This window comes from Nocardia sp. NPDC006982 (assembly GCF_042869435.1).
Taxonomy (GTDB): Bacteria; Actinomycetota; Actinomycetes; order Mycobacteriales; family Mycobacteriaceae; genus Nocardia.
This window is the reverse complement of the sequence record NZ_JBIAFV010000006.1, coordinates 545,315-561,453: the sequence shown is the minus strand read 5'-3', so window position 1 is coordinate 561,453 and position 16,139 is coordinate 545,315. Positions and strand designations below refer to the sequence as shown.

2 protein-coding genes and 1 tRNA gene are annotated in these 16,139 nt (G+C 67.4%); 2 read left to right on the top strand and 1 reads right to left on the bottom strand.

Annotation, left to right across the window (positions count from 1 at the left end; all coding sequences use genetic code 11):
• Window positions 1-414 carry a VOC family protein gene (locus tag ACFYOW_RS26580; RefSeq protein WP_387292255.1) on the bottom strand — a complete coding sequence of 138 codons (414 nt, stop codon included), beginning with the start codon at window positions 412-414 and terminating at the stop codon, window positions 1-3.
• Window positions 415-514: 100 nt separating this feature from the next.
• Between ACFYOW_RS26580 and ACFYOW_RS26575 the strand changes: the two genes are divergently transcribed.
• Window positions 515-588: transfer RNA gene (locus ACFYOW_RS26575), tRNA-Met, on the top strand.
• Between the two features lie 894 nt (window positions 589-1,482).
• Window positions 1,483-16,098: an SDR family NAD(P)-dependent oxidoreductase gene (locus tag ACFYOW_RS26570; protein ID WP_387292253.1), complete on the top strand. Its 14,616-nt coding sequence runs from the start codon at window positions 1,483-1,485 to the stop codon at window positions 16,096-16,098.
• The last annotated feature ends 41 nt before the right edge of the window (window positions 16,099-16,139 follow it).

Below are 16,139 nucleotides of genomic sequence, written 5' to 3'. Positions count from 1 at the left end.
CTACTTGCGGACGATCAGTTCCAACGCGATATTGTCCGGATCCCGGAACTCGAGGATATAGCTGAACCCGATGTCCTTGATGTCTCCGCGCGCGACCCCGCAGTCATCGAGATGCGCTGCGGCAGCCTCCAATTCGGCCAGTGAGTTCAGCGGGAACGCGAGATGATCGAGCCCGACCCGATCTTCGTCGAAGCTGTCGGTGCCGACCGGCCGCAACCCGAGCATCCCGTGCTCCATCCGATAGATCACCCCGCCGAACAGAAACCCGAGCTGCTCCCGCGTCGCCTCATCCACATCAGCGGGCACCTCCAGCGCGACCGGCCATCCGAACACCTTCTCGTAGAACGCCCGCGACCGATCGATATCGCAGACCGTCAGTCGCACATGGGCAATGGCGCTAGTGGTAATCGGCATACCCTCATGCTCGCACCCACCGCCGATTACCCGCTGGTTAACCCCTCCCACCTGCCGTTTAGGTAAGCGCCGACTCATGCTGTAGCGTTGTCCCTACCGACGCGGGGTGGAGCAGCTCGGTAGCTCGCTGGGCTCATAACCCAGAGGTCGCAGGTTCAAATCCTGTCCCCGCTACAAGGGAATTGGCCCGGAACACTTTGTTCCGGGCCATTTTTCGTTTTTGCTCAGGAGTGGGTTCGATTCGGCATCACGCGGTAGATAGTCCGCGCCGTCGACCGCTGCCTCCCGGGCCATTCCGCGCAGCGCATGTCTATGTGGCCGGTGGTGCCCGCAAAGCCTGGGCTTCTTCAACATTGGATTTGTTTTTCGAACAAGCGAACAGCGTCTTCGGTGGAGGTCCCGGTCGCAGCAGGCAATCAGAACGCGGCCCGGTTCGCCTTCCCATATTTGGAGAGGTCACGCGGACGAGGTCTGCTATTTCTGGTGTAGCGATGCCCTGAGGAGACCAATGCTTTACACCGCACAACCGCACTGGAGCCGTCTGGTGATCACCGCCTCGGGCCTGTTGCTCATCTCCGATCGTGGTAACTATCGGGAAGCTACTGGGCGGTTGACAAGGTCAAGATCGTCAAATTACTGTTCAGTACGATGAATCGCGTTCTACTGTTCGGAAATCTGAAGGATCATTGTGCTGATCCATATCGCTGTCGCATAGGTGTTATGTATGCACCTTGCGGCAGATGTTTCGGGCATCCCCTCTTGTGCGCGCCTGGACATTCTGGCGTGCCCACGTAGCGCCCCAGTCTTCAGCAGTATTTGCTGCTAATTTGCTCTATTGCGGTCCAGCGGTGGCATGTCCAGCCTGGGCCTAGCCTGCGATCTCCTCGGGCCCCAGGTCGCTTGCAGAAGACGCTCCGCATCATTCAGGGCTCCTCATTGAGCCTCGACCGCGTCGAAATCCGTTATGTCCGAAGCGGGAATCGACTGATTCCTTTGCTGCAGACGACAAACACACTCGTCAGAAGCTTTTCGGCGGGTCCCAGCCTGCCTTGGGAAGGATGTTCAGAGGTGACCGGATCGGCGTTCGAGGTCGCTATCGTCGGCATGTCCTGCAGACTGCCGGGCGCGGCCGATCTCGACAGTTTCTGGCAGCTGCTCAGCGAGGGGCGCGCCGCGATCGGCACCGGTCCTGCGGGGCGGGAGAGCATCACCGAGCGGGCCGGATTCGTCGACACCGTAGGGGAGTTCGACGCGGACTTCTTCGGGGTCTCGCCCAATGAGGCGCGCGCAATCGATCCGCAGCAGTTGCTGGCACTGGAATTGAGCTGGGAGACGCTCGAGGACGCGGGCCTGGCCGCCACGGCGCGCGAGGCCCGGCGGTGCGGTGTGTTCCTCGGTAGCACCGGAAGCGATTCCGCCGAAATCGCGAACCGCGTCTCGAACTACTTCGGTTTCAGCGGCCCGAGCATCCTGGTCGACAGCGACCAGGCATCCTCGCTGGTCGCGGTTCATCTGGCCTGCGAGAGTCTGCGCAGCGGCGAGAGCGACATGGCCCTGGCCGGTGGGTTCGTGCGCGGCGAGAGCGGCGGCATTGTGGTGCTGAAACCCTTGGCGCAGGCGGTCGCCGACGGCGACCGGATTCATGCCGTGATCCGCGGCAGTGCGGTCGACACCGGCGGCGAACGCCGAGTGCCGAGCGCCCCGAGTCGCGATGCGCAGGCGGCGGCGATCCACTCTGCTCTGACCGCGGCAGGTGTCGAGGCGTCGTCGGTGCAGTACGTCGAATTGCACGGCACCGGGACACCCGCCGGTGATCTGGTGGAAGCCGCCGCGCTCGGCGAAACCTACGGTGTGCACCGGGCGCAGGAAGCGCCGCTGGCCGTCGGATCGGTCAAGACGAATATCGGGCATCTGGAAGGTGCTTCCGGTATCGCGGGTCTCATCAAGACCGTGCTCTGTCTGCGCCGCCGAGAACTGGTGGCCGGCCTGGACTTCAAGACGCCGAATCCACGAATTCCGCTCGCGGACTTGGGTTTACGGGTGCTGACGGGCACCGAGGACTGGCCCGTCGCCGACGTACACAGGGCAGGTGTGTCGTCGTTCGGCATGGGGGGATCGAACGCCCACGTGATCGTGGAGGAGGCGCCCGCCGTGGAGTCCGCCGCGACCACGGGGGGCAGCAAGGCCGCCGCGGTGCCGTGGGTGGTCTCGGCGCGCAGCGAGGGCGGCGTGCGTGCACAGGCGGCCCGGCTGCGGGAGTGGCTACTGCGGCATCCGGAGCTGGATGTGGTCGATGTGGCGCATTCGCTGCTGGCCACGCGCGCCCAAATGGAGTGGCGCGGAGCCATTGTCGGGCTGGATCGAGCCGAGCTGCTGGCCGGTTTGGCAGCTTTGGCCGACCCGACCGTCCCCGCTATGGCGATCGAGCCGACAACCGGGCGGGCCGAGCAGCGGCGGGTCGCGTTCGTCTTCCCGGGGAATGGCAGCCAGTGGGAGGGTATGGCGCTGGGCCTGCTGGATTCGGGTGGTGCGTTCGCGGAGTCGATCGCGGAATGTGAAGCGGCGCTTGCGCCGTACGTGGACTGGTCGCTGACGGCGGTGCTGCGCCGCGAAGTCGATGCCCCCTCGCTGGATCGCGTGGATGTGGTACAGCCGGTGCTGTTCGCGGTCATGGTGTCACTGGCCCGGATGTGGCGTGCGGCCGGTGTGGAGCCGGACGTGGTGATCGGCCATTCCCACGGTGAGGTCGCCGCCGCGCATGTTGCCGGTGGACTGTCGCTATCCGATGCGGCGTGTGTGGTGGCGCTCCGGTCCCGGGCGTTGGCCGATGAGCTGGCCGGACATGGCGGTATGGCCTCGATCGGGCTCGGCGCGGATGCGGTCCGAGAACGTCTTTCGGCGTATGGGGATCGGCTGTCGTTGGGGGCGGTGAACGGACCGGCGCAAAGTGTGATTTCCGGTGACGTTTCGGCGGTGGAGGGATTCCTCGCCGACTGCGCCCGCGACGGTGTGTGGGCCCGCCGGGTTCCGATCGACTACGCGTCGCATTCGAAGGCGATCGAGCGGGTCCGCGATCGGCTGCTCGCGGAACTGGAGCCGATCCGCCCACAATCCGGATCGGTGCCGTTCTTCTCCACGGTATTCGCCGACCGGTTGGATACGGCTGAACTGGACGCCGAATATTGGTATCGGTCGGAGCGGGAACCGATTCGATTCGCCGATGCTGTTACGGCGCTGATCGGCGACGGCATCACCGGATTCATCGAGGTCGGCCCGCATCCGGTGCTCACGATGGGTATCGCCCTGACCGCCGAGGCCGCCGGTGCGGCCGAGGGCGTATCCGTTGTCGGATCGTTGCGGCGCGGGGCGGGCGGCCCGGAACAGTTCATCGCGTCGCTGGCACAGGCCTACTGCGCCGGTGTGCCGGTGGATCCGCGCGTGCTGGTCTCCGGTGGGGCGCGGGTCGATCTGCCGCCATACGCGTTCGAGCGCCGTAACTTCTGGTCCGGTGCGCTGGTCACTTCCGGTGGCTTCCCCGAAATTTCCGAGAGCCGAATTTCCCAAGATCGGGAGCGGACCGATGCGTGGGGCGACAGTCCGCTGGCCCGCAAACTGCTGGCAGCCCCCGAATATCAGCGTGACACAGTAGTTCTCGATATCGTTCGTGAGCATGCCGCCGCCGTACTAGGCCACGATTCGGCCCGATCAATCGACCCCGACCTGCCGTTCACCGAGTTCGGCATTGATTCGGTCAGTGGGGTGCGACTGCGGGACCGGCTGATACGGGCCACCGGTGTGCCACTGCCTGCGTCACTCATCTTCGACCATCCGACCGCGAGTGCGGTCGCGACACTGTTGCGGGCCCGGGTCACCGGAAACGACCGGGGCGAGCATCGGGTATCGCGACGCACGACCACGGACGAACCGATCGCGATCGTCGGCATGGGCGCCCGATTCCCCGGTGGTGTGCGGTCCGCCGAGGACCTGTGGGACCTCATGACCGCGGGTCGGGACGTGATCGGCGAATTTCCGACCGACCGGGGTTGGGACCTGGACCGACTGTTCGACCCCGACCCCGACAAACCGGGCACGGTCTACACCCGCCACGGTGGATTCCTCAGCAGCGCAGGCGATTTCGACCCCGGCTTCTTCGGTATCAGCCCACGCGAAGCGTTGGCGATGGATCCGCAGCAGCGGCTGCTGCTCGAGACATCGTGGGAAGCCCTGGAGGACGCGGGTATCGACCCGATGTCGTTGCGGGGCAGCGATACCGGCGTATTCGCCGGTGCCTGCTCATCGGGTTACTCGCGCCGGGTGACCGGCGACCTGGAGGGCTTCCGGCTGACCGGTACGTCACACAGCGTCATCTCGGGCCGTGTCGCGTATGTGTTCGGCCTGGAGGGCCCGGCGGTGACGGTGGATACGGCGTGCTCGTCATCGCTGGTGGCATTGCACCTGGCGTGCCAGGCGCTGCGCCAGGGCGACAGCTCGCTGGCTCTCGCCGGTGGCGTGACCGTCGCGGCCAGCCCATATCTGTTCGTGGACTTCGCCCGCCAGCGCGGCCTGGCACCGGACGGCCGCTGCAAGGCGTTCTCCGCTGCCGCCGACGGTGTGGCGTGGTCGGAGGGCTCGGGCGTCCTTGTGCTGGAGCGGCTTTCGGATGCGCAGCGGCTCGGACACAACGTCCTGGCCGTTATTCGCGGCAGTGCGGTGAACCAGGACGGCGCGAGCAACGGTCTGACCGCGCCGAACGGTCCGTCGCAGGAGCGGTTGATCGCGCAGGCCCTCGCCAATGCGGGGATCTCGGCGGTCGATGTGGACGCCGTGGAGGCGCACGGGACCGGCACGGCCCTGGGTGATCCGATCGAAGCACAGGCCTTGATCGCCGCCTACGGACAGGATCGTGGCGATCGGGAACCGGTGCGGATCGGTTCCTTGAAATCGAATATCGGCCATACCGTGGCCGCCGCCGGTGTGGCCGGTGTGATCAAGATGGTGCAGGCCATGCGGCACGAGCGGTTGCCGCGGACGCTGCACGCCGAAACGCCGTCGCCGCATGTGGATTGGGCCGCGGGCGCGGTGCGTCTGCTGACCGAAGCCGAACCGTGGATCGCCGGAGATCGGGTGCGCCGGGCGGGTGTGTCGTCGTTCGGGATCAGTGGCACCAATGCGCATGTGATCCTCGAAGAAGCGCCTGCCGCCCCGGTAGCGGCCGCCGGGGAAGACACCGAAATCACCGTGCCGGTCACCGCATTGTTGGTGTCGGGTAAGGGCGAGGCGGGTCTGCGTGCGCAGGCCGAGCGGCTGCGGGCCTGGTTGTCGGAGCGGCCGGAGGTCGACATCGCGGATGCGGCCTATGCGCTGGCGACGTCGCGGGCGCAGCTGGATTCGCGGAGTGTGGTCCTCGGTCGCGATCGGGACGAGTTGCTCGAGCGGTTGGCGGATCTCGCCGAATCGGGGACCGGTACCGGTGTGATCGGCGGCGTCGTTGGTCCGGGGCAGACGGCCTTCTTGTTCACCGGTCAGGGTGCACAGCGGATCGGTATGGGCGCAGGCTTGTACGAGACGTTCCCGGTATTCGCGGACGCGTTGGATTCGGTGTGCGCCCAGTTCGATCCGGTGTTGGAGTGCTCGCTCAAAGAGGTCATGTTCAGCGGCGTCGCCGGTGGCGATACCGGTGTGGCGGTGCTGGATCGGACGGAGTTCACCCAGCCCGCGTTGTTCGCCTTCGAGGTGGCGCTGTATCGCTTGCTGGAGTCGTTCGGCGTCACCGCGAATGTGTTGATCGGCCATTCGATCGGAGAAGTCGCGGCCGCGTACCTCGCGGGCCTGTGGTCGCTCGCGGACGCGTGCCGGTTGGTGGCGGCGCGCGGCCGTCTCATGGGTGCGTTGCCCGAGGGCGGAGCGATGCTGGCCATCGCAGCGTCCGAAACCGAAGTGAATGATGTTGTCGCCCGGTATCCCGGCCGAGTGTCGGTCGCCGCGGTGAACGCGCCGACGGCTCTGGTGATCTCGGGTGACGAGGACGCGGTCGGCGAGATCGAGGCCCGATTCGCCGAGCATGGCGCGAAGACGTCGCGGCTGCGGGTCAGCCATGCCTTCCACTCGCATCGGATGGAGCCGATGCTGGCCGAATTCGAGACTGTCGCAAAGGATTTGACGTACCACCGGCTACGCCTGCCGGTGGTGTCGAATGTGTCCGGTCGGCTTGCCGGGGACGAAGTGACCGAACCCGCCTACTGGGTTCGGCAGGTGCGGGCCGCGGTGCGATTCGCGCCGGGCATCGAGACGTTGCTCGCCTCGGGTGTGCGTCGATTCCTGGAAGTGGGGCCCGACGCGGTGCTGGCGGCGATGACCCGGCAGACCCTACCCGAGGACGCGGAGTCGGCCTCGGTGGTGGCCGCGGCCGCGCGCCGGGATCACGATGAGCCCCAACAGTTCTCGACGATGCTGGCGCACGCGCACACATCCGGTATGCGGGTGGATTGGACGCCATTGCTGCGTCGCCGGGCGATACGACGAGTTCCCCTGCCCACGTACGCCTTCCAACGCCAGCGCTTCTGGTTGCCGCCGCGCCCCGAAGCCATCGGCGACACCCTTGCCCACCCGTTGTTCACCGGTGTGGTGCCGGTGGCCGGTAAGGACGAGTTCGTCTTCACCGGCCGGTTCTCGCTGGCGACCCACCCGTGGGTCGCCGACCATATGACCTACGGCACTGTGGTGCTGCCGAGCGCGGCCCTCGTCGAGTTCCTGCTCGTCGCGGGCGGCAGCATAGATTGCGGCGTCGTCGAGGAGCTGACCCTGGAGGCTCCGATTCCACCGTCGGAAGACGACGAGGTCGAACTCCAGGTGTCGGTGCAGGAGCCGGACCAGGCCGGGCGACGGCAGTTCAGCTTCTACTTCCGGCAGGGGGGTGAATGGGTGCGCAACGCCAGCGGTGTGCTGGCACCCTCCTGGGACGGCGATGACGCGCTGCTGGACCAGCTGCGGGACGAGGCCTGGCCGCCGATCGACGCCGAAACTCTCGACCCGGCATGGATTCCCGAGCGGATCGCCACAGTATCCGGACTCGAATACGGCCCGGCGTTGCTCGGTGTCAGTGCCGCATGGCAGCGGGGTGAGACCGTCTTCTCCGAGGTCACCCTGGATACGGCGGCCGCGCCCGAACCGGAGCGGTTCGATCTGCATCCGGCTCTGCTCGACCTGGTGATGCACGCCGGGCTGGCCGGGCTCCTCTGGCGCGATCAGGACGGCGATCCGGACACCGGCCGGTTGCTGTTCCGCTGGGGCGGAGCGCGACTACACCAGCCGCCTGCCCAGGCGACGACGCTGCGCGTCATCGCCACGGCGCGCGGACCCGAGACGATTTCCATTGCGGCCATTGATGATTCGGGACGGCCGGTGGTCTCCGTCGACGCGGTTGTCATGCGGCCCTATGACGTGAAACAGATGCGCGGCACCCTGGCCGGGGATGCCGCCGGCCTCTACGAGGTCCAGTGGACGCCCGCGCCGACGGCGACACCGAGTGTGTCCACGGACCAGATGACCGTACTCGGTTCGGAGCCGGTTGCCGGAATCGGCACCTCCTATCCGAGCCCAACGGAACTCGCTGCGGCACAAGAGATTCCAGATGTCGCGATCTGGCATCCGGAGGACAGCGCCGCAGCCGACGATCCGGGCGTCGTTCGCGGCCACCTGGAAATGGTGTTGGCGACGGTGCAGGCCTGGCTGGCCGAGGATCGTCTGGCCGACACCCGGCTGGTCGTGGTGACCGCGAACGGTGCCGCGCTGCCGGGTGAGGCACCGGATCTCGCCGCGTCGGCCGTCTGGGGCCTGATGCGCAGCGCCCAATCCGAATATCCGGGCCGGTTCATTCTCCTCGATTCCGACCCGTCGGCCGTTGCGCCCATGGATGACTCGACACTCGTCGGTGCGGTGCTCGCGGCGGGCGAACCACAGGCGGCGGTGCGTGCCGGAGCATTGCTCGTGCCCAGACTGGTGCGAGCGCGAGCGAAGCGCGAGGCCGAGCCGGGAGAACCGTTCGGCGCAGGCACCGTCCTGATCACCGGCGGCACCGGCGGCCTCGGCGCACTGGTGGCTCGACATCTGGTCACCGCACACGGAGTCCGTCATCTGCTGCTGGTGTCCAGGCGTGGCGAAACAGCCGACGGCGCAAGAGAACTGGTGTCCGAGCTGTCGGAATCCGGCGCTGCCGTCGCAGTGGCGGCCTGCGATGTGGGCGATCGAGAAGCCCTCCGTTCCCTGCTCGATTCGATAGCGGCCGATCATCCGCTGACCGGTGTGGTCCATGCGGCCGGCGTCCTCGACGATGGCACCCTCGCGGGCCTGACCACTGCGCAACTGCGGCGTGTGTTCAGCTCGAAGGCCGCGGCCGCATGGCACCTGCACGAACTCACTCGCGACCGCGCCCTGTCGGCCTTCGTGCTGTTCTCGTCTATCGCAGCAACGATCGGATCGGCGGGACAGAGCAACTACGCGGCAGCCAATGCCTTCCTCGACGCGCTGGCGCACCGTCGCCGTGCCGACGGGTTGCCGGCGATCTCACTGGGCTGGGGGCCCTGGAACTCCGCCGGCGGCATGACCGGTGGCTTGGACCGCAGTGCCGTCGCCCGCTGGGAAAGGCTCGGTCTCCACGCAATCGGGAACGACGAAGGTCTGCGGCTGTTCGATGCGGCCACCGGTCGCGCCGCCGCGCACTTGGCGGCGATTCGGTTCGACCCGGCCGAGTTGCGGCGCGAAGCGGGCAATGGTGCGGTGCCGACGGTGCTGCGCGGTTTCCTGCCCCGCACCACGGACCGGACCGCGGCCGCGTCGAGTTCACTGGCCACACGACTGAGCCGGGTACCGGAGGCCCAACGCGCCGAGGTGGTGCTCGACCTGGTCCGGGAGCACGCGGCGGCCGTGCTGGGGCACGGTTACGCCGAAGACATCGGCCCCGGCGAGCGATTCGACGCACTGGGATTCGACTCGCTCGGCGGCGTCGAATTCCGCAACCGGCTGGCGAAGGCCACCGGTGTCCAGTTGCCGTCCACCCTGGTCTTCGACCACCCCACCGCCGCGGCCGTCGCCACCCTCTTGCACTCCACGATCGAGGGAACGGATTCCGGTTCCAGGACGGCACGGGTGTCGCGCCGCGTACGCGTGGACGAACCCATCGCGATCGTCGGCATGGCCTGCCGGTTCCCCGGCGGCGTCGAATCGCCGGATGCGCTGTGGGATCTGGTTGCTTCCGGCAGGGATGCGACCGGTGAGTTCCCGGTCGATCGTGGCTGGGATCTGGAGCGGCTGTTCGACCCGGATCCGGACAAGCCGGGGACGGTCTATGCCCGGCGTGGTGGATTCCTTTATGACGCAGGTGATTTCGATCCGGGCTTTTTCGGGATCGGCCCGCGCGAGGCGACGGCGATGGATCCGCAGCAGCGGTTGCTGCTGGAGGTGTCCTGGGAAGCGCTGGAGCACGCGGGGATCGACCCGACGTCGTTGCGCGGCACCGACACCGGTGTCTACACGGGCGTGATGTACCAGGACTACGAGGCTGTGACGGGTAAGGCCGGGCCCGAGGTCGAGGGGTATGTCCTCACCGGCGGCCTGGGGAGTGTGGCTTCCGGACGGGTGGCCTACGCGCTGGGTCTGGAAGGACCGGCGATGACGGTGGATACCGCCTGCTCGTCGTCGCTGGTGGCGCTGCATCTGGCCTGCCAGGCGCTGCGCCAGGGGGAGAGTTCGCTGGCGTTGGTCGGTGGCGCGACGGTAATGGCGACACCGATGGTGTTCCAGGAGTTTTCGCGGCAGCGCGGTCTGGCTCGAGACGGCCGGTGCAAGTCGTTCTCGGCCGCGGCCGACGGTGTCGCGTGGTCCGAGGGCGCAGCGGTGCTGATCGTGGAGCGCCTGTCGGATGCACGTCGGCTGGGCCATGACGTATTGGCGGTGGTGCGTGGCAGTGCGATCAATCAGGACGGCGCGAGCAATGGTTTGACGGCGCCGAATGGTCCGTCGCAGCAGCGGGTGATCGCGGCGGCGTTGGCGAATGCCGGGTTGAATCCGCGGGATGTGGATGCGGTCGAGGCGCACGGAACGGGAACGGCGCTGGGCGACCCGATCGAAGCGCAGGCGTTGCTCGCCACCTACGGGCAGGATCGTGCGGGAGAACCGCTGCGTTTTGGTTCGCTCAAGTCGAATATCGGTCACACGCAGGCGGCGGCGGGTGTCGGCGGTGTGATCAAGATGGTGCAGGCGTTGCGGCACCGAACTCTGCCGACGACGCTGCATGCGGATGAGCCGAGCCCGCACGTGGACTGGTCTGCGGGCGATGTCCAGCTGCTGACCGAGGCGCGGGCGTGGCCGGTGGGCGACAGGGTGCGCCGGGCCGGTGTGTCGTCGTTCGGGATCAGCGGCACCAATGCGCACGTGATCATCGAAGAGGCACCGGCCCAGGCGGTTTCGGCGCCTGAGCGTGCGGTGGCCGGGCCGGACATCGATGTCGCCGTGGTGCCGTGGACGGTGTCGGCCAAGTCGGAGGAGGGCCTGCGGGCGCAGTCGGAGCGGTTGCGGGCGTGGTTGGCCGATCGCCCGGAGGTCGACATCTGGTCGGCGGCACGGTCATTGGCGGACTCGCGAGCATTGCTGGACCGCCGGGGTGTCGTCGTCGGCCGGGATCGTGACGAATTGCTGGCGGGCTTGGCCGATTTGGCGGCGGGTTCGCCGGGCACGATCGAAGGGTCGGCGGGTTCGGGGAAGACGACGTTCCTGTTCACGGGGCAGGGTGCGCAGCGAGTTGGTATGGGTGGGGGGCTGTATCGGGCGTTCCCGGTGTTCGCGGCGGCGTTGGATGAGGTGTGTGCGCAGGTCGATCCGTTGTTGGGTCGGTCGCTGAAGGAGTTGATTTTCGCCGACGTCGAGGGGGTGTTGGATCGGACGGAGTTCACCCAGCCGGCGTTGTTCGCGTTCGAGGTGGCGTTGTTCCGGTTGTTCGAATCGTTCGGTGTCGCGCCGGATCTGCTGATCGGGCATTCGATCGGTGAGTTGGCTGCGGCGTATGTGGCGGGGGTGTGGTCGCTCGAGGATGCGTGTGCGCTGGTTGTGGCGCGTGGTCGGTTGATGGGTGCCTTGCCGGTGGGCGGGGCGATGCTCGCGGTCGCGGTGCCGGAGGCCGAGGCGGCGCAGGTGCTCGCCGCGTACGGCGGACGGGTGTCGTTGGCGGCGGTGAACGGCCCGTCGTCGGTGGTGCTGTCCGGGGCAGCGTCCGCGCTGGACGAGATCGGTGATCGGTTTGCCGAGGAGGGAATGAAGACCTCCCGGCTACGTGTCAGTCACGCGTTCCACTCGGTTCTGATGGAGCCAATGCTCGATGAATTCCGCTCTGTCGCCGCAGGATTGACGTATCGGGAGCCGCTGTTGCCGATCGTGTCGAACGTTTCGGCGGTCATTGTCGCTGCGGAGCTGACCGATCCCGAGTACTGGGTGGAGCAGGTGCGGGGGTGCGTCCGGTTCGCGCCGGGGATCGACGTTCTGGTCGAGGCAGGTGCGCGTCGGTTCGTGGAGATCGGACCGGATGCGGTGCTGTCCGCGATGACTCGGCAATGTCTGGTCGAGACTCCGGCCGTCGAGGCCAAGTCGACGGTCGTCGCGGCCGCCCGGCGCTCGATCGACGAGCCGGCACAGTTCGTGTCCGCGCTGGCACAGGCCGCCGTCGTCGGCGTAGCGGTGGACTGGACGCCGCTGTATGCGGGCCGCTCCACGTCTCGAATGACGTTGCCTACCTATGCGTTCCAGCACCGACGCTACTGGGCGCGGCCGGTCGACGCGCCGGACCTGTGGCAGTCGGGCCTGGACGATGTGGGACATCCGCTGTTCGGCGCGATGCTGCGGTTGCCGGACTCCCAGGATGTGGTGTTCACCGGGAGGCTGTCGCGAGCCGCTCATCCTTGGCTGGCCGATCATGCCGTCACCGGGGTGGTGTTGCTGCCCGGCGCCGCGCTCGTGGAGCTGGCCCTGCACGTGGGAACGGTGCTGGACTGCCCGCGACTGGTGGAGCTGGTGATCGAGGCACCCCTCCCGATCCCGGCAGCCGGGGCCCTCGACCTGCGGGTGGTAGCGGGCGGACCGGATGACACCGGCGCACGGACGGTGTCGATGTACTCGCGGTCGAACGGCGATGATTCGAACTCGCCCAACGACGCTGCGGGACAATGGATTCGCCACGCGGTCGCGACGGTCACCGTCGGGTCGAACACACCACCGGTCGACTCCGTTCCGATGAGCTGGCCGCCCGCAGGGGCGACGGCGATAGCGATCGATCACGCCTACGCGGATCTGGCCGCGCGGGGCTACGAGTACGGACCGGCGTTCCGCGGACTGACCGCCCTGTGGGGCCGCGACGGTGAGGTGTTCGCCGAGGTCGTACTGCCGGAGTCCGCACGATCGGACGGCTCGACATTCGGTGTGCATCCGGCATTGTTGGATGCCGCGCTGCACGCGGTCCTGCTCGGTGGGCTGGTTCCCGACACCGGGGCCGGTGCGGTCGCGGTCCCGTTCTCATGGGAGAACATCGCCCTGTACGCGACGGGCGCGACCACGGTGCGGGTCCGTGCTGCCGTGACCGGCTCCGGGCCGGGGGGTGAGCGAATCACCGTATCCCTCGCCGATCCGGCAGGCATAGCCGTGGCCGACGTGGAAGCACTGACGCTGCGGACCTTGTCCGCCGATGCGCTCGGCTCGGCGCACCGTCGCACCGACGGTGTCGGCTACGAGCTGAACTGGGTCGTGCTACCCGAGCCTGCGGACGCGCTCACCGCGGCCGACGCCTGGGGTCCCGACGATGACGGTGAAACCGTGACGATCGCGGGACGGGAGGCGACGGTGTTGCGGCTCGACGCTCACCGATGGAATGAGCTGTCGCGCACCGACTCTCCGGCCGTCGACGGCAATCTCCCCGTGGCAGTACGGGATCTGGTCACCGACCTCGCGGCGCAGGTGCGGCGGCTGCTGACACAGGACAGGCTCATCGTGGTGGTGACCCGGCAGGCGGTCGCGGTACATCCCCACGAGCCGGTGGACCTGTCCACGGCAGCCGCGTGGGGTCTGCTGCGTACCGCACAGAGTGAGAACCCGGACCGGATTCTCCTCGTCGATGTCGAAGACTGGGCGGACTATCGGCCCGCTGTGGTCCTGGCTTCGGCTACGGGCGACGAACCCCAGCTGGCCCTGCGGCACGGGAAGGCATACGTGCCGCGCCTGAACCGCGGTGATTCGAACGCTCTGGACGTCGCGTCGCGAAATGCCCCGGTCTGTGCGGTCAGGCCCGGAGGCGGTAGCGCAGCGTCACCACGTAGGGCTCCGCACAGACCGCATCAGACACAAGCATGGGCGCTGACTCTGCGCGACAAGGGCACGTTGACCGCGGACAACTTCGCCTTCAGCGACCATCCAACCGCGTTGGGACCGCTTGCACCAGGCCAGGTCCGGGTGAGTATGCGGTCGGTCGGCCTCAACTTCCGGGATGTGCTGATGGCGCTCGGCACCTACCCCGACAAGGCTGGGCGGCCCGGCGGTGAGGGAGCCGGTGTCGTATTGGAGGTCGCACCGGATGTGACCGAATTCGCGCCTGGCGACCGGGTTTTCGGGTTGATCCCGGGTGTCGGATCGGTGGCGGTGGTCGATCGCCGACTGCTTGCGCCGATGCCGCGTGGCTGGTCGTTCACCCAGGCCGCGGCGATTCCGATCGTCTACGCGACCGCCTACTACGGCCTGGTCGACCTGGCCGATGCGCGACCGGGTGAGACGTTGTTGCTGCATGCGGCGACCGGTGGCGTCGGTTTGGCGGCCGTGCAACTCGCGCGACACCTGGGCCTGCGCTTGTTGGTCACCGCCAGTGAGCCGAAGTGGAATGTGTTGCGCGATTCGGGGTTCGACGACGCTGAAATCGGCAACTCGCGCACGTTGGATTTCGAGCAGAAGTTCCTCGACGCCACCGACGGTCGCGGTGTGGACATCGTATTGGATTCGCTGGCAGGCGAATTCGTGGACGCGTCGTTGCGGCTGCTGCCGCGCGGTGGTCGGTTCGTCGAGATGGGCATGCTCGACCGGCGTGACCCGGTCGAGGTGGCCGCCGAGCATCCGGGGGTGGACTACCACAGCTTCATGCTGATGGAGGTGGGTCCCGATCGGCTGCACGAGATTCTGACCACGCTGGTCGAGCTTTTCGAGGCCGGGACCTTGGCGCCGTATCCGACCGTCGCGTGGGATATACGGCAGGCGCCGCAGGCCTACCGGTACCTGAGCCAGGCCCGGCATATCGGCAAGAACGTGCTCACCGTGCCGGTGCCATTGCGGCCCGAGGGCACTGTTCTCATCACCGGCGGTACCGGAGGATTGGGCGCGGTGGCCGCACGACACCTGATCACCGTCCATGGTGTGCGCAGGCTGGTGTTGGCGGGAAGGCGTGGTCCGCAAACCCCCGGCGCGGCCGAACTCGTCGCCGAGCTGACCGCGCTCGGTGCGCATGTGGACGTGGTCGCGTGCGACGCGTCCGATCGAGCCGCACTGGACGCGGTGTTGGCGGCCATACCGTCGCAGCATCCGTTGACCGCTGTCGTGCATGCGGCGGGTGTGCTGGCCGACGGTCTGCTCGCCGCCATGACACCGGAGCAGATCGCGAAAGTGTTGCGGCCCAAGGTGAATGCGGCCTGGAATCTGCACGAGGCGACCAAGGACCTGGATCTGTCGGCGTTCGTGCTGTACTCCTCGATCGCGGGCGTGATCGGCAATCCGGGCCAGGCGAACTATGCGGCCGCCAATGTCTTCCTCGATGCGCTGGCACAACACCGGCACGTGAGCGGTCTGCCCGCGACGTCGGTGGTATGGGGGCCATGGGAGCAGAGCGGCGGTATGACCAGCACGCTCGGCGCGGCCGACCTCGCCCGTTTGCGGCGCGAAGGTCTCCTTCCGCTGGGCAACGCGGACGGCATGGAGCTGTTCGACGCCGCGCTGGCGGGCGGCCGGTCGGCGTTCGTGGCGGTCCGGATCGACCGGACCGCTCTGGGCGAAGCACATCCCGATGATGTGCGCGCGGTCATGCGTGGCCTGTCGCGGCCATCGCACCGCCGGGTGGTCGATACGACGAGCGCGCCGTCGGCAACATCGAATGGCTCCCCGTCTTTGTCGGCGCAACTGCTCGGCCGCTCGACCGCCGAACAGGAACGCGTCATCCTTGGCGTGATCCGGGCCCAGGCCGCGGCCGTGCTGGGACACACCAGTGCGGACTCGACCCCGCCGGACAAGCCGTTCAGCGATATCGGGTTCGACTCGCTCGGCGTGATGGAATTCCGTAACCGGCTGAAATCGGCTGTCGGCGTGCAATTGTCCGCGACCGCGATGTTCGACTATCCCACCCCGGAGGCGCTTGCCGATTACCTCCGGCAGGAGATCGTTCCGGTCGACGACCCCGCGGAACGTATTGCGGCCGAGCTCGAGTCGCTGGCGCGCAGTTGTGCCACGGCCGCGCTGTCGGCTGCGGACCGGTCGGATATCGCAAGCAGGTTGACCGCACTGTTGCGTGAGCTCGAAGACGAGGGCACCGGCGAATTCGACCTGGGCGGTGGTGCCGACAGTCTCGAATCCGCGGATGACCGCGAGCTATTCGAATTCATCGACCAAATCAGTTGAAGCAAGTTCCGCGACCACCTGAGCTGAGCAAACACGATCTG